Annotated in this window: 18 protein-coding genes and 1 pseudogene; 7 read left to right on the top strand and 12 right to left on the bottom strand. The window is 63.8% G+C overall.

The features are described 5' to 3' along the window. Positions 1-2: 2 nt before the first annotated feature. Positions 3-302, bottom strand: coding sequence for a DUF4148 domain-containing protein (locus NCR40_RS23880; RefSeq protein ID WP_244829885.1), 300 nt, complete (start codon positions 300-302; stop codon positions 3-5). A 437-nt stretch (positions 303-739) separates the two neighbouring features. Here NCR40_RS23880 and NCR40_RS23875 point away from each other — a divergent pair, with 437 nt between their 5' ends. Further along, positions 740-4,225, top strand: a complete 3,486-nt coding sequence (locus tag NCR40_RS23875; protein WP_250510844.1) for a response regulator — start codon at positions 740-742, stop codon at positions 4,223-4,225. A gap of 6 nt (positions 4,226-4,231) precedes the next feature. Here NCR40_RS23875 and lpdA read toward each other — a convergent pair whose 3' ends face one another. Together lpdA and NCR40_RS23865 are read right to left on the bottom strand one after the other, a co-directional pair. Then, complete coding sequence (lpdA, locus tag NCR40_RS23870) at positions 4,232-5,641, bottom strand: dihydrolipoyl dehydrogenase (protein ID WP_250510861.1); 1,410 nt, start codon at positions 5,639-5,641, stop codon at positions 4,232-4,234. 171 nt (positions 5,642-5,812) lie between these two features. After that, positions 5,813-6,031: pseudogene (locus NCR40_RS23865) on the bottom strand (biotin/lipoyl-containing protein); the annotation flags it as partial. A gap of 248 nt (positions 6,032-6,279) precedes the next feature. On the opposite strand from NCR40_RS23865, the gene NCR40_RS23860 reads away from it, so the two are divergent. Next, positions 6,280-7,611 carry a DUF2325 domain-containing protein gene (locus tag NCR40_RS23860; RefSeq protein ID WP_250510843.1) on the top strand — a complete coding sequence of 444 codons (1,332 nt, stop codon included), beginning with the start codon at positions 6,280-6,282 and terminating at the stop codon, positions 7,609-7,611. Here the strand turns inward: NCR40_RS23860 and NCR40_RS23855 are convergent. From NCR40_RS23855 to NCR40_RS23845, 3 genes are read right to left on the bottom strand one after another with little or no spacing between them, the layout of a single operon-like run. Further along, entirely contained in the window at positions 7,608-7,997 is a 390-nt protein-coding gene (locus NCR40_RS23855) for a winged helix-turn-helix domain-containing protein (protein WP_250510842.1), read from the bottom strand. The genes NCR40_RS23860 and NCR40_RS23855 overlap by 4 nt on opposite strands. Positions 7,998-8,032: 35 nt before the next feature. After that, positions 8,033-8,581: a nitrogen fixation protein NifQ gene (locus NCR40_RS23850; protein ID WP_250510841.1), complete on the bottom strand. Its 549-nt coding sequence runs from the start codon at positions 8,579-8,581 to the stop codon at positions 8,033-8,035. Beyond that, entirely contained in the window at positions 8,578-9,063 is a 486-nt protein-coding gene (locus tag NCR40_RS23845; protein ID WP_250468894.1) for a molybdopterin-dependent oxidoreductase, read from the bottom strand. Before NCR40_RS23845 ends, NCR40_RS23850 begins: the two co-directional genes overlap by 4 nt. A gap of 136 nt (positions 9,064-9,199) precedes the next feature. Here NCR40_RS23845 and NCR40_RS23840 point away from each other — a divergent pair, with 136 nt between their 5' ends. Next, complete coding sequence (locus NCR40_RS23840) at positions 9,200-10,117, top strand: NHL repeat-containing protein (RefSeq protein WP_250510840.1); 918 nt, start codon at positions 9,200-9,202, stop codon at positions 10,115-10,117. Between the two features lie 75 nt (positions 10,118-10,192). Here NCR40_RS23840 and NCR40_RS23835 read toward each other — a convergent pair whose 3' ends face one another. From NCR40_RS23835 to NCR40_RS23820, 4 genes are all read right to left on the bottom strand, one after another. Further along, positions 10,193-11,143, bottom strand: coding sequence for an ABC transporter substrate-binding protein (locus tag NCR40_RS23835; RefSeq protein ID WP_250468890.1), 951 nt, complete (start codon positions 11,141-11,143; stop codon positions 10,193-10,195). A gap of 80 nt (positions 11,144-11,223) precedes the next feature. Beyond that, on the bottom strand, positions 11,224-12,240 hold the full coding sequence (locus NCR40_RS23830; RefSeq protein WP_244829893.1) for an ABC transporter permease subunit: 1,017 nt from the start codon (positions 12,238-12,240) through the stop codon (positions 11,224-11,226). A 19-nt stretch (positions 12,241-12,259) separates the two neighbouring features. Continuing rightward, on the bottom strand, positions 12,260-13,819 hold the full coding sequence (locus tag NCR40_RS23825; RefSeq protein WP_250510839.1) for a sugar ABC transporter ATP-binding protein: 1,560 nt from the start codon (positions 13,817-13,819) through the stop codon (positions 12,260-12,262). Next, positions 13,809-15,050 (bottom strand): ROK family transcriptional regulator, encoded by a 1,242-nt coding sequence (locus NCR40_RS23820; protein ID WP_250494370.1) that lies wholly within the window; start codon positions 15,048-15,050, stop codon positions 13,809-13,811. The genes NCR40_RS23825 and NCR40_RS23820 overlap by 11 nt, the downstream gene beginning before the upstream one ends. A gap of 327 nt (positions 15,051-15,377) precedes the next feature. Between NCR40_RS23820 and msrC the strand changes: the two genes are divergently transcribed. Together msrC and NCR40_RS23810 are read left to right on the top strand one after the other, a co-directional pair. Continuing rightward, complete coding sequence (gene msrC, locus NCR40_RS23815) at positions 15,378-15,884, top strand: free L-methionine (R)-S-oxide reductase MsrC (protein ID WP_250510838.1); 507 nt, start codon at positions 15,378-15,380, stop codon at positions 15,882-15,884. Positions 15,885-16,193: 309 nt separating this feature from the next. Beyond that, positions 16,194-17,177, top strand: coding sequence for a substrate-binding domain-containing protein (locus tag NCR40_RS23810; protein ID WP_250510837.1), 984 nt, complete (start codon positions 16,194-16,196; stop codon positions 17,175-17,177). A 79-nt stretch (positions 17,178-17,256) separates the two neighbouring features. Here the strand turns inward: NCR40_RS23810 and NCR40_RS23805 are convergent, their stop codons facing one another. Then, positions 17,257-18,444, bottom strand: a complete 1,188-nt coding sequence (locus NCR40_RS23805; protein ID WP_250510836.1) for a fumarylacetoacetate hydrolase family protein — start codon at positions 18,442-18,444, stop codon at positions 17,257-17,259. 147 nt (positions 18,445-18,591) lie between these two features. Between NCR40_RS23805 and NCR40_RS23800 the strand changes: the two genes are divergently transcribed. Beyond that, entirely contained in the window at positions 18,592-19,338 is a 747-nt protein-coding gene (locus NCR40_RS23800) for an IclR family transcriptional regulator (protein WP_250510835.1), read from the top strand. On the opposite strand, the gene NCR40_RS23795 is transcribed toward NCR40_RS23800, so the two are convergent. After that, positions 19,305-19,838, bottom strand: coding sequence for a universal stress protein (locus NCR40_RS23795; RefSeq protein WP_250510834.1), 534 nt, complete (start codon positions 19,836-19,838; stop codon positions 19,305-19,307). The two genes, NCR40_RS23800 and NCR40_RS23795, sit on opposite strands and share 34 nt — an antisense overlap. Positions 19,839-20,176: 338 nt before the next feature. Here NCR40_RS23795 and NCR40_RS23790 point away from each other — a divergent pair, with 338 nt between their 5' ends. Further along, entirely contained in the window at positions 20,177-21,364 is a 1,188-nt protein-coding gene (locus tag NCR40_RS23790) for an HlyD family secretion protein (RefSeq protein WP_250510833.1), read from the top strand.

Raw genomic sequence — 21,364 nt, 5'->3', positions numbered from 1 at the left:
ACTTACTGGCTCGCGCCTTGCCCGATGCCCGCTTTTTTCTGAGCGTTCTGGACGTCTTGCGGATACGTGGAATCATCGCGCTTCGCGGGGTTGTAGCCCGCGTCTTCGAGCTTCTTCAGCTCGGCATTCTTCTTCGCGCGTGCCTGCTTGCGGGCGGCTTTACGTTGCGCCTTGGTCGACGGTGCGGCTTGAGTCGCGTCCGTCGTGCTGCTGGTCTGAGCGAAAGACAGCGGCGCGACGGAAACACCGAATGCAGCCACGATGACGGAAACGACGAGCTTACTGGCAAGCGTTGCTTTCATATCCTCTCCAAAAGTCGATTGATTCGTGCGGCCGGGACCGGCCGCCGAGGTCGGTTATAAGCACAGTCACAATCAGAAGCACCAGCGAACAGCCAAAGCCAAGCGACCGGCGTGCGCTCACCTTTTGGATTGCGCCGCCCGCCGCTGCCGTGCATTGTAAGGTGGTCCGCGCAATTGTTCAGCAAAGTGAAAGAGCGCGAACGGACGTGCCGGTTTGGGCAACGTCGCGGGTCGAAAGGCGTGTTCGTATTGGGCGATGCCATCAAGCGCCAATCAAGCGCCTTCAAGCGCCGTCAAGCGTTTCCAAGCGCCGACCGGTTATGATTCGCACCGGCCTGATTTGAAAAAAATCTTCACATGCGCGTCGGCCGAAGCGCGCAAATACGTGCGCCGCGTACCGAGCGTCATTCACGAAACCATATCCATCGGAGTTGTCCATGCCATTGCGGTCCGGTGTCGATGAAACCACGTTTCGTCGCATTCTCTTGCGAAATATCGCGCTGCCGTTGGGGACGGGCATCGTCACCGCGGTCGCGTTCGTCGCTCTCGTGTTGTATCTGCTCTCGGGCATCGACTGGGTCGAGCACTCGGAACGCGTGATCGGCAATACGCAGGAAATCGGGCGGCTCGTCGGCGAGAAGGAAAGCGCGGTACGCGGCTATCTGCTCACCGGCGACGAGAGCTTCCTCGCGCCTTACGAGACCGCCAAACCCAAGCTCACCGCCGATATCGATACGCTCGCCGCGCTCGTCTCGGACAACACGCCGCAAGTGGACCGCATGATCCGCATCCGCGCGTTGCAGACGCAATGGGACAAGGTCGCCGATGCCGTGATCGCCGAGCGTCGCGCCAACGGCAATGCGCTCGCGCAGATGCGTGCCGGAGGCGGTGCGGCGGAACGCGCCGAGACGGTGCGCGAGCTGGACGCGTTTCTCAACATCGAGCAGACGCTGCGAATTCAGCGCGTGGAGTCGGCGAAGGAACTGACGTCCATTACCGTCATCGTGTTTCTCGTGCTGAGCCTGTCGCTTTCAGTGATTCTGGCGGTCTTCGGCCGCCGCGAGCTCTTGCAGCTTTCGAACGCGTATGGCCTGGCACTCAGCGAACACGAGAAGCAGACGCGCGCGTTGCAGGAGCAGGCGTGGCTGCGCGAGGGGCAGACGCTGCTCGCGGCGCAGGTGATCGGCAGGCAGTCGCTCGACCAGTTGTGCCAGACGGTGCTCGACTTTCTGGCCGACTACCTCAAGGTATCGATAGGCGCGTTCTACGTCGTCGATGTCGACGGCGCGCTCCGGCGCACCGCGAGCTTCGGCTTCGACCCGGACAGCGAGACGTCGCCGCAGACGCTCGCGGGCGTGAAGAGTCTCGTCGGGCAGGCCGTGCATTCGAAGCGCCTGACGAACGTGGACGAAGTGCCGGCCGGCTATTGGAAGGTCACCTCTTCGCTCGGCTCGGCCACGCCGACGAGCCTCGTCGTCGTCCCGATCGAAAACGAGGGCGAGGCAAACGGCGCCATCGAACTCGGCGCGATGCACGCGCTCACGGAACGCGAGCGCCAGTTCATGTTGTCGGTGGCGGGGAATATCGGCGACTTCGTGGAGGCGGCGCAGTATCGCGAGCGCTTGCAGCAAGTGCTCGAAGAGACGCAGCAGTTGAACGAAGAGTTGCAGACGCAACAGGAAGAACTGCGCACGACCAACGAGGAACTGGAGCAACAGACCAACGCGCTGTCGCAGGCGCAGGTGTATCTCGCGAACCAGAAGGCCGAGCTCGAACAGACCAACGATCAACTCGCGGAACAGGCGCGCGTGCTCGACGAACGCAACGCGGCGCTGAACTCGGCGCAGGAAGTGCTGGAGCAGCGCGCCGAGGCCTTGCAGCGCGCAAGCCGCTACAAGTCCGAGTTCCTGGCGAACATGTCGCACGAGTTGCGCACGCCGCTCAATAGCTCGCTGATTCTCGCGAGACTGCTCTCGGAGAACAAGCACGGCAATCTCACGCAGGATCAGATCAAGTACGCGCAGACGATCTATTCGGCGGGCAACGATCTGCTCAATCTGATCAACGACATTCTCGACTTGTCGAAGGTGGAAGCGGGCAAGCTCGATCTGCACATCGAGCATGTGCCCGTGCAGCGCATCGTGGATACGCTTTCGCGCACCTTCGAGCCGCTCGCGCGCCAGAAGAAGCTGAAGCTCGAACTGCGCAACGACATCGAGCAATATCCGACGCTCACGACCGACTTCCGCCGGCTCGAGCAGATACTCAAGAACCTGCTCGCCAACGCGGTGAAGTTCACCGACTTGGGCACGGTCTCGCTCACGCTGAAGAACGCGGGCAAGGACGCGGTGCAGTTCGTCGTGACGGATACGGGCATCGGCATTGCGCCGGATCAGCAGGAAGCGATTTTCGAAGCGTTCCAGCAAGCCGATGGCACCACGAGCCGTCACTACGGCGGCACGGGTCTGGGCTTGTCGATCTCGCGCAGTCTCGCGCATCTGCTCGGCGGGTCGATTGCGTTGCAGAGCACGCCGGGCGTGGGCAGCACCTTTACGCTCACGATGCCGGTCATCTATGACGCCCTCACGCCGCCCGTGCAAAACGCGCTCGAACTCGTGGCGCCTGTGCCTGCACCCGCGCCCGTTCCGGTGGAGACGCCCAGTGCGTCACTCGATGACGTGGCCGCGTTGGTCACACCGACGCCCGTGATCGACGACGACCGGCTCGACGCCGCAGCCGCCGGCCGGCGCCTGGTGCTCGTCATCGAAGACGAAGCGAGCTTCGCCCAAGTGCTGCTCGATCTGGCCCACGAGCTGGGTTATCGCTGCATCGTGAGCGGCACGGCGGGCGAAGCGCTGCGGCTGGCGCAAGAACGTTCGCCGAGCGCGATTCTGCTCGATATCGGCTTGCCGGATCGCTCGGGGCTCGTCGTTCTGCAAGAGTTGAAGGCGAACCCGAAGACGCGGCATATTCCCGTGCATGTCGTGTCGGCGTCGGACAGAAGCGAGGCCGCGCTGCACCTCGGCGCGATCGGCCACGCGGTCAAGCCGACCACGCGCGAACAACTCATGGGCATCTTCCAGCGGCTCGCCGACAAGAGCAGTCAGAAGATCAAGCGCGTGCTGCTGGTCGAGGACGATGCGCGGCAGCGGCAAAGCATCGTCGAACTCATCAGCGATCAGGACGTGGAAATCACGCCTGTCGAGTTCGGCAAGGACGCGCTGGAGTTGCTGAAGACGACCATCTTCGACTGCATGATCATCGACCTGAAGCTGCCCGACATGCAGGGTGGCGATCTGCTGCGGCAGATGGCGTCGACGGATGCCTTGTCGTTTCCGCCGGTGATCGTCTACACGGGCCGCAATCTGACTCACGACGAAGAAGCGGAACTCATGCGTTATTCGCAGTCGATCATCATCAAGGGTGCGCGTTCGCCGGAACGTCTGCTCGATGAAGTCACGCTGTTCCTGCACAAGGTCGAATCCGACCTGTCGGCGGATCGCCAGGCGATGCTGCACGTCTCGCGTTCGCGCGACCGCGTGCTCGACGGACGCCGCGTGCTGCTGGTGGACGACGACATCCGCAACATCTTTTCGTTATCGAGCGCGCTGGAGCATCAGGGTTTGAAAGTGGCGATCGGCCGCAATGGTTTCGAAGCCATCGAGGCGCTCGACCGGCACGCGGACATCGACGTCGTACTGATGGACGTGATGATGCCCGGCATGGATGGACTGGAAGCGACGCGACGCATCCGCGAAGATGCGCGCTTCAAGAAGCTCCCGATCATCGCGATCACCGCGAAGGCGATGAAGGACGATCAGGAGCAATGCCTCGCCGCGGGCGCGAGCGATTATCTGGCGAAGCCGATCGATGTGGATCGGCTGTATTCGCTGTTGCGGGTGTGGATGCCGCGGCGAGTCTGAGCGGCTTTAGATGTTGAGCGCGCGCTTGTTCACCGCAAGCGCCGCTTCCCGCATCACCTCCGACAGCGACGGATGCGGGTGCGAGATCATGCCGATGTCTTCCGACGCCGCCTTGAACTCCATCGCCACCACGGCTTCGGCAATCAGATCCGACGCGTTTGCCGAGACGATATGCACGCCGAGAATCTCGTCGGTTTTCGCATCGGCGATCACCTTGATGAAGCCGTCCGTTTCACCAATGCCCATCGCGCGGCCGTTGGCCATCATCGGGAACTGGCCGGCCTTGAACTCGCGGCCCTCGGCCTTCAGCGCCTGCTCGGTCTGACCGACCCATGCAATCTCCGGATGCGTGTAGATTACCCAAGGAATGCAGTTGTAATCGATGTGCGGCTTCTGACCGTTGATGATCTCCGCCACCAGCACGCCTTCGTCCTCGGCCTTGTGCGCAAGCATGGGACCGCGCACGACGTCGCCAATGGCATAGACGTTCGGCACCTTGGTCGCGCAATGGCCATCGACGGGGATGAAGCCGCGCTCATCGGCGGCGAGCCCGATCGAGTCGAGACCGAGATTCGCCGTATTCGGCACGCGGCCGATGGAGACGATCAGACGGTCCGCATCCAGCGTCGCCGCGTTGCCGTCCTTGTCCTTGTAAGACACGGAGACGCCCGCGTCGCTCGTCTTCACGCTGTCGATCTTCACGCCGAGGTGGATCGTCAAGCCTTGTTTCTTGAATTGCTTGGCAGCTTCCTTTTGCAGCGCGGTGTCGGTCGAGCCTAGGAAGTCCGGCAGCGCTTCGAGTATGGTCACTTCCGCGCCGAGCCGCCGCCACACCGAACCGAGTTCCAGACCGATCACGCCTGCGCCGATCACGGCGAGCTTTTTCGGCACGGAATCGAAGGCGAGCGCGCCTTCGTTGTCGGAGACGATGCGGTTATCCACGGGCACGTTCGGCAAATGACGCGCCTTCGACCCCGTCGCGATGATCACGTATTTCGCCGTATGGCTGCCGTCCTTGTCGCCGCCGCTCACTTCAATAGTGAAGTTGCCGCCAGCCTTGCCCGCGAGCTTGCCGTGGCCCTTGAGCCAGGTGATCTTGTTCTTGCGGAAAAGGAACTCGACGCCACCCGTGATCTTCTCGACGATCGCTTCCTTGCGGCCGATCAGCTTGGTCAGATCCAAACTCACGTTCTCGACGTTCACGCCGTGATCGCCCAGATGCAGTCGCGCATTCTCGAATTCTTCCGACGATGCGAGCAGCGCCTTCGACGGAATGCAGCCGACGTTCAGGCACGTGCCGCCGAGCTTCGGCTTGCCGGCCGGGTTGATCCACTCTTCGACGCACGCGACCGAATAGCCGAGTTGCGCGGCGCGGATCGCGGCGATATAGCCGCCGGGACCGGAGCCAATCACGATGACGTCGTAGTCGGCTTTCTCGCTGGATTCCGCTTGAGGCGCGGGCGCGGGCGCGGGCGCCGCGGCAGCGGCCGGTTGTTCGGCGGCGGGCTTTTCAGGCGCGGCGGCCGGCTTCTCGGCAGCCGGAGCCGGCGCTGCTGCGGCCTTTCCTTCCGTATCGATGGCGGCGAGGATTTCATCCGCGTGGACGATATCGCCTTCCTTCTTGAGAAGCTCGCCCAGCACACCGGACGAAGGCGCGGGAACTTCCAGCACGACTTTGTCGGTTTCCAGTTCGACGAGGATTTCGTCTTGCGTCACCGGGTCGCCCGCTTTCTTTTTCCAGGGCAACAGCGTTGCCTCGGTGACGGATTCGGAAAGCTGCGGAACCTTGACTTCAACCCTTGCCATTCAGATTCTCCTTGTGAGCATGCTTGTGCGATGGAAACCGTGCGGCGGCGAAGGGCGGGGCGCTTGCCTCCGTTTGCATCTGTTTGCATCCGTTTTGTCCGTCCCGGCCGCGCAGAAGCCACAGGATACGCCGTGTGCGGCACGCTCGCCGCACTGCCGCTTGCCGGACGGCCCTCGCTATATTCGGTGGTATATTGCGAAAACAGACGCGGACCGACCATTCCCGCCCGATCAAACATGAGGTGATCATGCAGGCCCCTCCGTTTCCACTTGCCCGCCCGACTCGCATCGACATGCACGCGCACACGTCCGACGCATGTTGCGAGCCGCAGCCGCAACGAGTCGCGGCCGTGGCTGCCGACGCGCGCGGCGCGAAGAAGCGCGTGCGGCTCTCCGAGCTGGATTCGCATCTGCATTGCTCGATCATCGGTACTTGTCTCTCCACCAACGAGTTGCGCAAGCTGGTGCCGAAGTTCACGAACCTGGATCGTCATCACGCGAGCGATCTCGACATTCACCACGCGGCGGTCGAACTGGCGATTGCGGGCGGCGCGGGCGCGAAGGCGCTCAACAAGGCGCTCGACGAACGTTATTCAGGCGCGCTCCGCCGTTTCGATGCCGCGCGCAGCAGCGACGCACTCCTCGACCTTTGGTCCGATGCGCTCAAGTCCGGCGACATCCCGCCCGCCTACTGGGCGCTGATGACGCATCCGCACGCGAATATCGAAGTGCGGCAGTCGGCGTTTGGCGAGCTGCACATGCTCTCGCATCTCGTGGGCGCGGCGAATCGCGCGGATATCCGGCGTCTCGTGGCGCTCGAAAAAGAGAACGCGGAGCTGCGCGACAAGATCGAACGGCAGCAGGCGCGTCTGCTGGATGTGAGCGGCGAGCGCGACGCGTCGCTGCGCCAGTTGAGCGAGTTGGCGGCGCAAGGCGAACGCAAGCCGGAGACGGACCCGAGCGAACTCGAGGAAGAAGTGCGACGCCTGCGCGAAAAGGCCGAGGAAGGCGAACGCCGTCTCGCGCTGCATACGAGCCGTCGCGAAGCCGCGGAACGGCGCGCGCAGCAGGAAGAGGACGAAGCCGAGACGCTGCGCGCGCGGCTCGCCGAGGCACAAGCGCTATTGAAAGTCGTGCAGGCGGAATGCGCGGCGCTGGAACGCGCGACGCTCGATAACGCCGAAGCGTCCGACACGCGTCAGCGCGCCTTCGATTGGGTGAACGGCAAACGCATCGTCTATGTGGGCGGCAGACCGAACTCGAACGCCGTGTTGAAGTCGCTCGTCGAAACGGCAGGCGGCGCGCTCACCGTGCACGATGGCGGTATCGAGGATCGCAAGGGATTGCTCGCCGCCGCGCTGCCGAACGCGGACGTGGTGCTGTTTCCGGTGGACTGCATCGACCATGATTCGATGAACACGTTGAAGCGCGTCTGCGACCGTCACGGCGTGGACTACGCGCCGTTGCGCACGGCGAGCGTGGCGAGTTTCGTGGAATTCGTCGCGCGGCTGGATGTCGACGAGCGCGTGAGCCGCACGAGCGCGCCGCCGCGTTCGGCGTTCTGCCTGCGCCACGGTTAGGACTTGAGGAGCTTCGTCAGTGCGCCGATGTGTCCGGCGCACGCGGCGTGCGCTTCGGTTTCGATATCGCGGTAAAGCTGCACGATGCGTTCACCCACGGGCGTCAACACGCAGCCGCCGCCGCTCTGGCCGCCTTGCTCCGAGACGGTTGCGGGCGACTTCAGCGAGCGGTTCAATTCGTCGATGAGCAGCCACGCGCGCCGATACGACATGCCGAGACTACGCGCCGCCGCCGAGATCGAACCGTGTTCGCGCACGGCTTCGAGAAGCACCACTTTGCCCGGCCCGAGCGCGATTGCTTCACCTTTGCGGATGCGCATGCGAAAGCGCACTTCGACGGTTTCTTGGGCCGTCGCCGCAGGTTTCGTTTTGAGGGATGTGGCCATGCCCGAGAGAATACACGAACGAGACCCTCCGAACGCTACTGGCGAAACGGATAGCAGAAGCGGTAATCCTCGCAACCCGGACAGCCCGGCGCGCAGGTCGGCGCAACGCCGTTTGCGCTCGCCACCTCGTACGCCAGGAACTTCTTCCAGCGCATTTCGTCGACGTTGCGCGCGGCGAGCGCGGGGTAATGGCGTTCGAGCATGGCGCTGACATCGGCGCGGCCATCGAGTCCGAGATCGCGCCATAAATGGTCGGGACGCAGGCACGCCGTGGCAATGATCATCGCGAGACAATGCGCGTCGTCGGGAGAATGCGTCAGCGTCACGTCATGGCGCATCAGAAGCGCATGAAGATCGTGTACGAACACGCGGTGCGGCGTCCACGGCGGCGTATGATCGCCGTCGATCGTCTGCGTGAAATGGCGCGTGGTCAGGGCATCGAGTTCCGGCTTGTTGAGACCGAGCAGCGATACATCGCCGGCTTCCATGCGCGCGCCGATCAACCGCGCGAACAACACCGTATCGGGCACGGCTGCGTGAGCCGCTCGGGCGAGAAGGGCGCGCGCCGCCGCGTTCACGTTCATGGCGAGTGGCCGCTGCCGAGCACGTGGGCATCCACGCGTACCAGCCGCTTCAGGTGGCGCGGCGCGTGCACCGTATCCGCGCCGGACACCAGCACCGGCAGGCCATCTTCGACGCCGAGTTCGCGATCCGCACACGCATACGCCACGATCACTTGCTCGCCCACGGGCGTGTTGAAAAGCTCATGCCAGGAAAACGTCACCGCATAGCCATCGTGCGCATGCGCGAGAAACACGGTGCGCTTGAAATCCGTGCTGCCGGGACGGCGCACGCCAGCGGCGTCGAGCAGCACGCGCAACTGCACGCCCTGATATCGTTCCACTGGTCGAATATAACGGCCGGTCGAAAAGCAGACGAGATCGAAGGGATCGATGCTCGCGCTCGCAAACTCGCGCAAGGCGGCGACATCGAGCACGAGCGGACGTTCGACCGCGCCGCCAATCTGAACGACAGGTGAAAGGCTGAGCGAATGCGCGTGATTCATGGCGATGACCGGGCAGATGCGATGTATCGCTGAATATATTACGGCAGATTGTACGATGCCATGCCTTTCGCGGCATGATGATCATGGATGCGGCATTATTCACAACTATCGTTTTCCGGCCAACGGGAGAGCCTTCATGAGCCGTCGTCCTGCGTGGATCGCGATTTTGGCGCTCGTCACCGCCGCATGCACTTCGGGCGGAGGCTCGGTCAGCGCGCCGCAGACGGTCCAGCTTTCCGGCTCGCCGAACGGCGTCGCGGTGCGCGCGTCGGATGGCGCGGTGTTCGTCACCGACGACAAGACCAACAGCATCGTGATGACCTCGAATCTCGACGATGCATCGCCCGACTTTTCGCTCTACGCGCGCATTCCCGCGCAGGAAGGCGAGCGCGGCGCGCTCAGTCAGATTGCGTTTGCGCCGAATGGACATCTGCTCGTCGAGCGCTTCGGCTTCGGCAAGAACAGCGCGGTGTTCGACATCGCCGCGAGCGGACAAGTCGCACTTGCCGCCGATGCAAACCCGTCGCGACGCCGCCTCGGGCTCGTCGTGCTGGACAGCGGCACGTTTTTGTCGAGCTGGTTCGGCAAGGAAGGCGATGCGCCGTCGATGGGCGGCGTTAGCCTGATCACGCGCGGCGCGACGCCGGGCAGCGTGACCGAGCGCGATCTCGTCATCGGCCTGAAGAAGCCGGTGGGCCTCGCGGTCGTCGGCGACACGCTGTTCATCAGCGATCAGGCGGCGAACCGCATCTTCAAGGTCGATCTGCAGGACGCGCGCACGGCGGGCGGCCCGGTGCAGGCCACCAATGTGTTCGCCACCGTCGATGCGCCCGATCTCATGGCCGCATCGCCCGATGGCACGCTCTACACGAAATGCGGCGCGCACGCGTTGTGCAGTGTGTCGAAGCGCGGTACGGCGGCGGTCATCGCCAGCGACTTCGACGCGCCTCGCGGCGTGGCCGTCGATGTCGCGCGCAAGCGGCTGATCGCGGTGGATCGCGCGGGTGCGTCGTCGGGCAAGACGAGCGCGCTGCGCGTGTTGCCGATTAGATGAGCGAGCCCAAGGTCGATCCAAAAAAAGAAGGCGACGCATTCGCCGCCTTCTTTCGCGCCTACGTCACGTCGAACCTCAACGCGGCGACGACCAGCCCTTGTAATTCGCCACGTTTTCCCGCGTGACGAGCGTCGACGGCATGAGGATCATCGTGCTGCTCGGCTTCTTGCCGTTCATCAAGTCGTAACCGACGCTCACCGCCTGCTGCGCCATCGACCACGGGTCCTGACTCGCGGAAGCCTGAATCTGCGTATCGGTCTTGAGCGCGTTTTCGATATCCGGCGCGCCATCCACCGACGTGATCACGATATTGTTGCGACGCAGTTGCTTCGCCGCGAGATCGCTGCCGATGGCTTGCGGATCGTTAATCGCGAAGAGGCCGTCGAGCTTCGGAAACCGCGTGAGATAACCTTGCATCGCGTTCATGCCGCCTTCGCGCGAACCCTTCGCGTCCTGGTCGTCGGATAGCACCTTGATGCCCGGATTCTTCGCCAGTTCCGCCTTGCAACCCTTCACGCGATCCGTCACGGCCGAAACCTGCGGCCCGTTCTCGATCACCACGTTGCCCTTGCCGTTGAGCTTCTTCGCGAGGAAATCGCACGCGAGTTCACCCGCCTGCACGTTGTTGGTCTGCACGGTGGCGTCCGTTCCGGCAGCGGCCACGTCGACCGCGACCACCACGATGCCCGCCGCCTTCGCCTTCTTCACGGCGGGTTCGATCGCCTTCGGATCGACCGCGTTGAGCAGGATCATGTCGACGTGCGCGGAGATGAAGTTGTCGATCTGCGTGAACTGCTTGTTCATGTCGTAATCCGACGATACCGCCGTGACCTTGACGTTCGGATTGATCTGCTTGGCCTTGGCTTCCGCGCCGCGCGAGATGGTCACGAAGTACGGATTGCCGAGCGAGCCGACCGTGATGCCGACCGACTTCAGTTGCTTGTCGGCGGCCTGCGCGGCGGGCAGCGCCGCGCAAAAACCGACTGCGAGTGCGACGCTGGCGAAAAGCTTGTTGTGTTTGCGCATGTTGTTGTCTCCAGTGGGTCCATTCGAGTTGGACGGGCGCAGGCGGACCTGCATGCGCCCGGTGTTTTCAAAGCGAAACTTCAGGTTCGGGCCGAACCGCGCTGGCGGTAACGGTCGAGCGCCACCGCGCCGATGATGACGAGCCCCTTGATGATGTACTGCCAGATATCCGACACGCCGAGCAGCACGAGTCCATTCGACAGCACGGCGATGATCAGCGCCCCGACCAGCGTCCCGACGATCGACCCCACGCCGCCCACGAAACTCGTGCCGCCGAGAATGACCGCGGCGATGGCATCGAGTTCATACGATTGGCCGAGTTGCAGACCGTTCGCCGCATAGAGCCGCGCCGCCGACATCACCGCGCCGAGACCGGCGAGCAGTCCCGACATCGCGTAGACGAAAAGCTGGATGCCCCACACCTTGATGCCCGAGAGTCGCGCCGCCTCCGGATTGCCGCCGACCGAATAGATGCGCAGGCCGAGCACCGTGCGGCGCAGAATGAACCACGAAATGGCGACGACCGCGAGCGCGATGATCACGAGCCACGGCACGCCGAGCACCGTGTCGTTGCCGATGAACGCGAACGACAGCTGCGGGTTGAAGATGGTCGTATCGTTACCGATGAGCCGCGCAATGCCGCGCACCGCCGTGAGCGAACCGAGCGTCACGATGAACGGCGGCAGTTTGAGCAGCGAGATCAGCAGCCCGTTGACCACGCCGAAGCCGAGACCGACGGCAAGCGCGGCCGGAATGCCGAGCCAGCCGAGATGCGGCAGGTTCGACGCGAGCAGCGCGGTGACGGCCGCCGCGGACAGGATCGAGCCGACCGACAAGTCGATGCCGCCCGTGAGAATGACGAAGGTCATGCCCGCCGCGAGCACGATGTTGATCGACGCCTGCTGCGTGACGATCGACATGTTCTGCAGGCTGAAGAAGCCGTCGGTGACGATGCCGAAGCCGATGCACAGCAGAATCAGCACCGGCAACATGCCGGCGGTGCGCATCAGCACCTGCATGCGCTCGCGATGTTCGATGCGCGTCTGCCGTTCCGCCGCGCCTGGCCCGACGTTGTCCTGCTTGGTGGTGTTAGCCATGTCTCTCTCCAATGTGCTTTTATGCGGCCTGATCGAGCTTGACCTTCGAGCCCGTCGCCAGTTCGATGATCCCTTCCTGCGAAATCGGCTTGCCGGAATGTCCGCCGAGTTCGCCCGCTATCAGGCCTTCGCGCATGACGAGCACGCGGTCGGCCACGCCGATCACTTCCGGCAACTCGCTCGAAATAACGATGAGGCCGACGCCCGAGCGCGCCAGTTCGTTGATGATTCGATAAATCTCCGACTTCGCGCCGATGTCGACACCGCGCGTCGGTTCATCGAGGATCAGCACGTGCGGCCGCGTTTCGAGCAGACGCGATAGCAGCACCTTCTGCTGATTGCCGCCCGATAACGCGCCCGCGTTCACCCGCATGTTCGGCACGCGGATGGTGAGCGCGGCGATTGCCTCGCGCGCGCGGTTGTTGCCGTGCGCGATGTCCATCACGCCCATCTTGGAATCGCGTCCGGCGACCGCGACGTTGATGTTGTCGCGCACGCTCATGTCGAGAAACAAGCCCTGACCCTTGCGGTCTTCGGTGAGATAGACGAGGCCGGCGTCGATGGCATCGCGCGGCGTGCGCACCTTGAGCGGCTTGCCGTGCATCAGGATGTCGCCGCGCGTGCGTTCCTCCGCGCCGAAGATGAGGCGCGCGAGTTCCGTGCGTCCCGCGCCGACGAGTCCCGCGATGCCGAGCACTTCGCCCGCGTGCAGTTCGAGACTGCAGCCGCGCACGCGGCGGTCGTCGGCGATATCGCGCACCGACAGCACGATCTTGCCGGGATCGTAAGGCGCGTGTTCCTTCTTGTAGAAGCCGGAGATGTCGCGGCCCACCATCATCTTCACGAGGCTCTCGGCGGAGAGTTCGTCGCGCTTGAGCGTGCCGACGTAGCTGCCGTCGCGCAGCACGGAAACGCGATCCGACAGCTCGTAAATCTCCGCCATGCGATGACTGATGTAGATGATCGCGATGCCTTCCGCGCGCAATGTGCGCACGAGCTCGAACAGCCGGTCCGTTTCGCGCGATGAGAGCGGCGTGGTCGGCTCGTCCATCACGAGGATGCGCGCGTGGGCGTGCACGGCGCGCGCGATTTCCACGAGCTGCCGTTCCGCGATGGAAAGATCGCCGACGAGCGTATGCGGCTTGAACGATGCGCCCAGCCGCTTCAATACGTCCACGCAGCCGCGCTCCATGCCGGCGCGATCCACGACGGACCACGGACCTCGGCCCTTGCGCAGTTCGCGGCCCGCGTAGATGTTCTCGGCCACCGAAAGATTGGGCGCGAGACTCAGTTCCTGATAAATCACGGCGACGCCGAGCGCACGCGCCGCGAGCGGACCGTCGATGACGACCGGCTTGCCATCGATGAGAATTTGCCCGCCTGCATCGGCCTGATACGCGCCCGACAGGATTTTCATGAGCGTGGATTTGCCCGCGCCGTTTTCGCCCATCAGCGAATGCACTTCGCCCGGAAAGACCGAAAGACGCACGTCGTTCAGCGCGCGCACGCCCGGAAACGTCTTGCTGATGCCGCGCATTTCCAGAAGCGACGTACGTGGGTCCGCGGTGTCATGCGGCATGGTTCACCTCTTGCGTTTTGATGCCCGCGTGGCGAAAGCCGGCGCGCGGGGAGAAGTTGTAGAACATGGGCAACGTGGCGGCGCCGATCGCGCCCGCATCCGGGCCGAAGGTGCCGCGCACGAGCGCGGGCGTGCCGCGTGCCTCGGGCGCGTTGGCGGTCATCGTAGTCCGGAGGCGTGCAACGAGCCGGTCGAGCAGGCCGCCGTCGATGTCGGAATCGATCACGACCATCGGCACGTCGAGCACGCACAAGGTTGCGCGCAACGCGGGCGCGAGAGCTTCGATGCAGTCCTCGATCCATTCGTCGACGGCGGGCAGGCGTTGTTCGATGCACGCCTGCAAGTCGACGCGGTTGTCCGCCGCCGCGCCGCTGTAGTGCAGATGCCGCACGAGCGCATTGAGCGAGGCGCGCGACAGCAAAATGTCCCACTGCCCAGCCGGTTGCGGGGCGGAGGGCAGGCGGCTTGGCGGCACGGGAATCACGCCGATATCGCCCGCGTTGCCGGATGCGCCGCGCAGACAATCGCCGTCGATGGCAATGCCGCCGCCGATCGCCGAGCCCAGGAACAGGTAGATGAAGTCGTCGCACGTGCGGCCGTGACCGTAGAACAGTTCGGCGGTGGCGGCGGCGTTGCCGTCGTTTTCGCTGAAGACGGGCAGGTTGAGCGCGCGCGAGAGGGCGTCGGGGAAATCGGTTTCGTCCCAGGCGCGGAAGTTTTCGGCGGGCAGGCCGAGTTCGCGCAGCCAGCTGCCGAGATTGAACGGCTGCGCGATGCCGATGCCCGCGAGCCGTTCACGTTCGGACGCGCTAAGCAGCGCGAGCATCCGTTCGACATCGCGCCGCACGATTTCGAGCACGACCGACGGATGCGGCAGCACCATGTCGATGGCGCTGCGCCCGAGCACGTCGCCCGCGAAATTGACGAGCACCGTCTCGATGCCGGTGCGGTCCAGCCGCACGCCGATACCGAATGCGCCGCGCGGATCGAGCCGGATGAGCGCGGCCGGCTGACCGCGCTGGCCTTCGATCCGGCGTCCGGTGTACTCGATGAGCCCGGCCTTGCCGAGCGATTCGATGATGCTGCCAACCGCCGTGCTCGTCAGATTCGCGTGACGCGCGAGATCGGCCTTCGATGCGGGCTCGGTGCGCCGCAGCGCCTGCAACAGCAGGCGTTCGTTGTAGCGCCGGACGTTCGCGGAGTTGCTGCCTCTGCCGCTTGCTGGTTTCACGCGCCTGTCTCCTGTCGAGTCAGCGCATGAAGCGCTGCTCGTTGTCTCGTGTCGCCCTCATGCGGGGCATTAATTAAATCAAGTTGATTTATTTAAAAACGGCGGCGCCTTCTTGTAAAGAGAGGGAATTCCCCAAGCCTGCTTTTAAGCAGCGAATGAAAACCATCCGTGGCATGCAATGCAAGCAACGCTCCCGACAAATGTGCGCCTTTCACACTAGGCGATAGACCCTTCAGTTCCAAGTTTCGGGCGTCCGTGCCTTTGCCTGCGTGGCGATGAGCGTTGTGCTATCGTCGGCGACCTTTTCGACATTGCGGTTGCGCCATCATGTTTTCGATCTCTCAGTCGGCCCACGCGAGTAAAACTGCCCAGTACGACGATCTGCTTCAACAGGTGCGCTCGCTGCTGGCGGACGAAAGCGATTTCATCGCCAACGCGGCGAACTTTTCGGCGCTGGTTTTTCACTCGCTGCCTGATCTGAACTGGGCGGGCTTTTATCTTTTCGACGGCGCCGAGCTCGTCGTCGGGCCGTTTCAAGGCAAGCCGGCGTGCGTGCGAATTGCGCTTGGACGCGGCGTGTGCGGCACGGCGGCACGCGACCGGCGCACGCAGGTCGTGCCGGACGTCGAGGCGTTTCCGGGTCATATCGCGTGCGACTCGGCGTCGCGTTCGGAGATCGTCGTGCCGCTCGTCGATGCCGCTGGCGCTCTGATCGGCGTATGGGATGTGGATAGCCCGATTCCCGGCCGCTTCGACGATGAAGACGCCACGGGCATGGAAGCGCTGTGCACGGCGTTCGTAGCGATTGCGTGGAGCAAGCGCGCGAAGGGTTGATGGCCGTTTCTTTGAAGCGCGCGGTTTTGCAATCGGCGCGGTATGCGCTTGCAGTTCCCGTTTAGCTCGACGCGAGACACGCTCCGGTCGAGATCACGCGGTAGCTCGCTGGACGCTTGCGGCTCTACTCCGCTCAACGCATCTCAAGCAGTGGGAGCGATCACGCAATAGGTCGCTGGCCGTGCGCGTCATCACTCCGCTCAACGCAATCCATCTGTCGAACGTGGCCACGCGGTAGTTCGCTGCGTTTCGGCAAGCGTCTTCCCCGCCTGCGGCTACAATGGGGCGACCCTAACGCCCTCCATTCCGATGCCGAGCCTTGCCCGCCGCCGTCTGCTTGCCGCGTGCGCCCTGAGCGCGAGCGGCCTGGTACGTGTTCGCGATGCGCGCGCCGCCGATGGCCGCGCTACCATCGCGCTCGTGATGAAGTCGGTGAACGATCCTTTCGTCGTGTCCATGATCGACGGCGCAAACAACTACCAGCGCCATTTCGCGTCGCAGCTGGATTTGATCGCGCGCGGCACGCAGGGCGACAACGACGTCGCCGCGCAAATTCAAATCGTCGAGTCTTTGATCGATGCGAAGGTCCAGGCCATCGTGATCGCGCCGACGGACTCGAAAGCGCTGCTTCCCTCGGCCACGAAGGCGATACGCGCGGGCATCATCGTGATCGCCATCGACAACGCATTCGACGACGACGCCGACGACCCGGCGTTCACCATTCCCTTCGTTGGTCCGGACAGCCGCCGGGGCGCGCGGCTCGTCGGCAATTATCTCGGCTCGAAGCTGAAAGCGGGCGATGAAGTCGGCATCATCGGAGGACCGGCGAACGACCGCAACGCGCAGCAGCGCGCCATCGGGTTCAGGGATGCGATGAACGCGGCGAACGTGCGCGTCGCGGCCGCCGACGCGGGCGACTGGAGTCTCGCGAGCGGCAAGTCCATTGCGCTGCAGATGCTCTACACGCGCCCGACCTTGCGCGGCATGTTGTGCGCGAACGATACCCTCGCGATGGGCGCGATCGATGCCATTCGCATCGCCGGGAAAAAAGGCCGCGTGCTGGTCACGGGCTATAACAACATCAACGCCGTGCAACCGATGCTGGAAGACGGGCGCCTGCTTGCGACGGTCGAGCAGTTCGGTGCGCGTCAGGCGGTATTCGGCGTGGATGTCGCGGTGAAGGCGCTACTGGAGAAACGGCGACAGCGGGATTTGTCGCCGTACATGGAGACGCCGGTGCAGGTGGTGGCGAAGGGGATGAAGCACCCGCCGAGGCTGGGCGCGTCTTCGTAATGCCTGCTGTCGCTCGATGACCTGCGCGTCGCCAGATGGGCCATGCGCGCAGGCTGAAGTTCAGGCGATCCTCTAACGCTCAACCCGCCGCCCCGCCCAACAACCCACGCGCCGCCAGACTCTGATACAACGCGCGCACCCCAAACGTCCAGGGCTCGACTTCCGTCGAAAGCTGCACCGTGTTCACGAGTGCGCCCAGACTCGGCGTGGCAATCGTCACCACGTCGCCGAGATGATGCGTAAAGCCGCCGCCCGGCGTGTCGCGGTCCTTGATCGGCGAAAACATCGTCCCGAGGAACAGCATGAAGCCGTCTGGGTATTGGTGATGCGCGCCATGCGTCTGCTTGACGAGGTCGGCGGGGTCGCGGCTGATCTCGCTCATATGGCTCACGCCTTCGAGCACGAAATCGTCGTCCGCGCCTTCGATGCGCAGCGACAAAGTCGTGCCGCGCACCGTGTCCAAAGTGAAGCGCTCGTCGAACAGGCGCACGAACGGGCCGATCGCGCACGAAGCGTTATTGTCCTTCGCCTTGCCGAGCAACAACGCGCTACGGCCTTCGATATCGCGCAGATTCACGTCGTTGCCAAGCGTGGCGCCAACGATCTCTCCGCGCGCGTTCACCGCCAGCACGATCTCCGGCTCCGGGTTGTTCCATTGCGATGTCGGATAAAGCCCCACGTCCGCGCCAAAGCCCACCGACGACATCGGCTGCGACTTCGAAAACACTTCCGCGTCCGGCCCAATGCCCACTTCCATGTATTGCGACCACGCGCCGCGCCGCTCCAGCTCCGCCTTCAACTTGGCCGCGCTCTCCGAACCGGGCTTGATCTTCGAAAGATCCGCGCCGATCAACTTGTTGATGGTCTCGCGAACTTCCTTCGCCTTCGTCGCATCGCCGCCCGCCTGTTCCTCGATCACGCGTTCCAGCAAGCTCACCGCAAAGGTGACGCCGCACGCCTTCACCGCCTGCACGTCGCAGGGCGCGAGCAGGCGTGGACTGTCGGTTGCGGCATCGAGCGTGGCTTGCAGCAAATCTTCCACGGTGCCGAGGCGTTCGCCTTCAGCCGTGCGCGCGATGTTCACGGCGTCGGGATTGTCGAAGAGATCGGCTGTGGTCGGCGCGGCGCGCGTAATGTCGAACACTTCGCCCCGGCGCACGGCAATGACCGCTGGGCCGTTCACCGGCGCGGGACGCCATACGCGGCCGATCAGCAAGGCATCGGCAAAGTCTTCGGGCAGATACGCGGAAAGGGAAACGGGCTGCATGAGTGGGATCACCGTGCACGGGAAAAGGGAAAACGATCGTAGCCCGCAGGTGCGTTAGTGTCCATTGGGTTGCATGTTTATCCAACCTGTTGGAATATGCGCAGTCTCAATCTCGCTTCCGATTTAGTAATAACCGCGACCATCGACATGGATAAAGCCTACGACGTGCCCGCCCTGCGCCGCGCGAGCGACATTCTTCAGACGCTCGCCGACGCCTCCAAGCCCGTGCGCGCCGCCACGCTCGCCGAAACCACCGGGTTGTCGCGCAGCACGCTCTATCTGCTGCTGGAGACGCTTGCGCGCATGCAGTGGGTCGAGAAGCGCGACGATGGCTACGTGGTCGGCGTCGGCCTGTTCGAGCTTGGTAACGCGTACGTGCGTCACGACAAGCTGCAGGCGGCGTTTCGCGAGGGCGCGGGCGCGTTCATCAACACGCATAACGAGGTCGTGCAGCTTGCCGTGCTGGATGGCGTGCAGGTCGTGTATGTCGCGCGCGAGGACGCGCATCGGCCGGTGCGGCTCGTATCGGATCTCGGTTCGCGGCTGCCCGCGCATTGCTGCGCGCTCGGCAAGGCGCTGCTGGCCGGTCTCACAGACGATGCCGTCAGCGAACGCCTGCCCGAGCGTCTCGAAGCGGTAACGCCGCGCACCATCACGCGGCGCGCGGCGCTGTTGCGCGAGCTCGCGTCCATTCGCACGAGCGGTCTCGCGCTCGAACGCGAGGAAGTGACGGAAGGGCTTGCGTGTTTCGCGGCTTATGTCGGCATGACGCCGGCGGGCAAGCGCGTGGCGGTATCGACGAGCGTGCCCATCGGAAGACTCGATGCAAAGCGCGAAAAGCAGATTTCAATGGGCATCGTTCAGCTTGCGGCGTTGTTGCGCGGGGCGCTGTGAGCTTGTGTGAAGCGCGCTTCGATCGCCTGCATTTCGCCCGTATCGAACACGTGCCCCACGCCATGCGATGCAATCAGAACGTCGCATGCCGTATGCGTGCAGATCACGTCGCGCATGCGCGCTTCGCCAAATCTCCAGCCGGTTTCCGCTTCGCCGCCTAAAACGATCAGGTCCGCGCCGATCTCGCTTGCAACATCGGCAATTGCCTCGCCGATGCTCACGCCATGCGGCGGCAGCGTGATGCTACGCGCGACGCCATCGATGCCCGCGCGCTCGATCATCCGGGCGCTATAGCGCGTGACGGCGCGCGCGTGATCGTCGATGACCGCGGCGGTCTCCGCGAAATTACACTCGGCGGTGACGACAGCCCACCACGGCGTCTGATCGACCACATGCAGCGCGGTGAGGCGTGCGTTGCAGTCGCGGGCGCGCGAGATGGCAGTGGTCAGGGCGCTTTCGCTGAGGCTCGTGCTGACCGCGACGAGAATGTGCTTGTACATGATGGCCTCCGTTGCAGGGTTTCGATTCGATGAAACGCATGATCGGCGCACAGAGTTAGGAGCAAATGAGCGGCGTGGAAACTTCTACAACGCGCATTTAAAAGCTTCCGGCCGTCGCACTTACGCGGCAAGCGCAAATTCATGCCAACCCGCCCGCACGTTCGCGCCAGGCCGACAAATGCCATCGCGGAACACGATTTGCTTGCTGCCTGCCCCCGGATGATTCCGCACGGCGCCCCGCATACGCGGCGTCGATTGCGCGTGGTCCATCCGCAGGTCCAGAACCCGAGGTTCCACCCGGCGCATCGTCCGGGTTTCAACCTGACAAGTGAGCGGCGATGCCAGATCAACACGATTCCGAAGCCCAAGACGACGACCGCGACGACGACCGCAAGCGCGACGACGACGGCGAGAAAGAAAAAGACAGCAAGGAAAGCGAGGACAGTAAAGACGGTAAAGACGGTAAAGACGGCAAGGGCGAAAAGAAGGGGCCTGGCAAGAAACCCCTGATCATCCTTGGCGTCGTCGTGGTCGTGCTGGCTATCGGCGCCTTCGTCTGGTGGTTCATGACGCGCAACGAGATCAGCACCGACGACGCCTACACCGATGGCGACGCCGTGACCATCGCGCCGAAGGTATCGGGCTATGTCGTGACGATGAACATCGACGACAATCGCTTCGTGCATAAGGACGATCTGCTCATCAAGATCGATCCGCGCGACTATCAGGCGCAGCTCGATCAAGCCAACGCGCAGCTCGGGCTTGTCCAGGCGCAGTTGCATGCGCAGGAAACGCAGCTCGAAGTGGCGCGTGTGCAGTATCCGGCGCAGCTCGCGCAGGCACAGGCGCAGGAGCAGAACGCGCGGGCGAATCTCGCGCAGGCGAGCGCGGCGTATCAGCGTCAGCAATCAGTCGATATCCGCGCGACGTCGCAGCAAAACATCGATACCGCGACCGCGCAGCAAAAAAGCGCTGCGGCGAACGTCGCGCAGGCGCGTGCGCAAGTGCGCACGGCGAGCCTCGTGCCGCAACAAATAGCCACCGTGATCGCGGCCGTCGAAGAGAAGCGCCAGCAAGTGCGTCAGGCACAGGCGCAAGTCGAAGCCGCGCAACTGAATCTCTCGTACACGGAACTGCGCGCGCCCGCCGACGGCTGGATCACGCGGCGCAACGTGCAATACGGCACCTTCCTGCAAGCTGGAACGTCGATTCTCACGCTCGTCACCACGCGCGTCTGGGTCACGGCGAACTTCAAGGAGTCGCAACTCGACCGCATGCGTCCCGGCGACAAGGTGAAGCTCGAAGTCGATGCCTATCCGGGCCTCGACCTGCACGGTCACGTCGACAGCGTTCAACTCGGCAGCGGCTCGCGTTTCTCCGCGTTCCCGGCGGAGAACGCCACGGGCAACTTCGTGAAGATCGTGCAGCGCGTGCCCGTGAAAATCGTCATCGACGATGGCATGAAGCCGGGCACGTCGCTGCCGCTCGGTCTGTCGGTCGTGCCGACCGTGATGCTCACGCACTGA

The organism is Caballeronia sp. GACF4, from assembly GCF_023631025.1.
Taxonomy (GTDB): Bacteria; Pseudomonadota; Gammaproteobacteria; order Burkholderiales; family Burkholderiaceae; genus Caballeronia.
Note: the sequence above shows the minus strand (reverse complement) of the source record. Positions and strands in the feature narration are given on the sequence as shown.

Excerpts from the sequence above, each read along its gene's own strand:
- NCR40_RS23880 (WP_244829885.1), bottom strand. The coding sequence starts at position 302 with ATGAAAGCAACGCTTGCCAGTAAGCTCGTCGTTTCCGTCATCGTGGCT.
- NCR40_RS23875 (WP_250510844.1), top strand. The coding sequence starts at position 740 with ATGCCATTGCGGTCCGGTGTCGATGAAACCACGTTTCGTCGCATTCTC.
- NCR40_RS23860 (WP_250510843.1), top strand. The coding sequence starts at position 6,280 with ATGCAGGCCCCTCCGTTTCCACTTGCCCGCCCGACTCGCATCGACATG.
- NCR40_RS23855 (WP_250510842.1), bottom strand. The coding sequence starts at position 7,997 with ATGGCCACATCCCTCAAAACGAAACCTGCGGCGACGGCCCAAGAAACC.
- NCR40_RS23850 (WP_250510841.1), bottom strand. The coding sequence starts at position 8,581 with ATGAACGTGAACGCGGCGGCGCGCGCCCTTCTCGCCCGAGCGGCTCAC.
- NCR40_RS23845 (WP_250468894.1), bottom strand. The coding sequence starts at position 9,063 with ATGAATCACGCGCATTCGCTCAGCCTTTCACCTGTCGTTCAGATTGGC.
- NCR40_RS23840 (WP_250510840.1), top strand. The coding sequence starts at position 9,200 with ATGAGCCGTCGTCCTGCGTGGATCGCGATTTTGGCGCTCGTCACCGCC.
- NCR40_RS23835 (WP_250468890.1), bottom strand. The coding sequence starts at position 11,143 with ATGCGCAAACACAACAAGCTTTTCGCCAGCGTCGCACTCGCAGTCGGT.
- NCR40_RS23830 (WP_244829893.1), bottom strand. The coding sequence starts at position 12,240 with ATGGCTAACACCACCAAGCAGGACAACGTCGGGCCAGGCGCGGCGGAA.
- NCR40_RS23825 (WP_250510839.1), bottom strand. The coding sequence starts at position 13,819 with ATGCCGCATGACACCGCGGACCCACGTACGTCGCTTCTGGAAATGCGC.
- msrC (WP_250510838.1), top strand. The coding sequence starts at position 15,378 with ATGTTTTCGATCTCTCAGTCGGCCCACGCGAGTAAAACTGCCCAGTAC.
- NCR40_RS23810 (WP_250510837.1), top strand. The coding sequence starts at position 16,194 with ATGCCGAGCCTTGCCCGCCGCCGTCTGCTTGCCGCGTGCGCCCTGAGC.
- NCR40_RS23805 (WP_250510836.1), bottom strand. The coding sequence starts at position 18,444 with ATGCAGCCCGTTTCCCTTTCCGCGTATCTGCCCGAAGACTTTGCCGAT.
- NCR40_RS23800 (WP_250510835.1), top strand. The coding sequence starts at position 18,592 with ATGGATAAAGCCTACGACGTGCCCGCCCTGCGCCGCGCGAGCGACATT.
- NCR40_RS23795 (WP_250510834.1), bottom strand. The coding sequence starts at position 19,838 with ATGTACAAGCACATTCTCGTCGCGGTCAGCACGAGCCTCAGCGAAAGC.
- NCR40_RS23790 (WP_250510833.1), top strand. The coding sequence starts at position 20,177 with ATGCCAGATCAACACGATTCCGAAGCCCAAGACGACGACCGCGACGAC.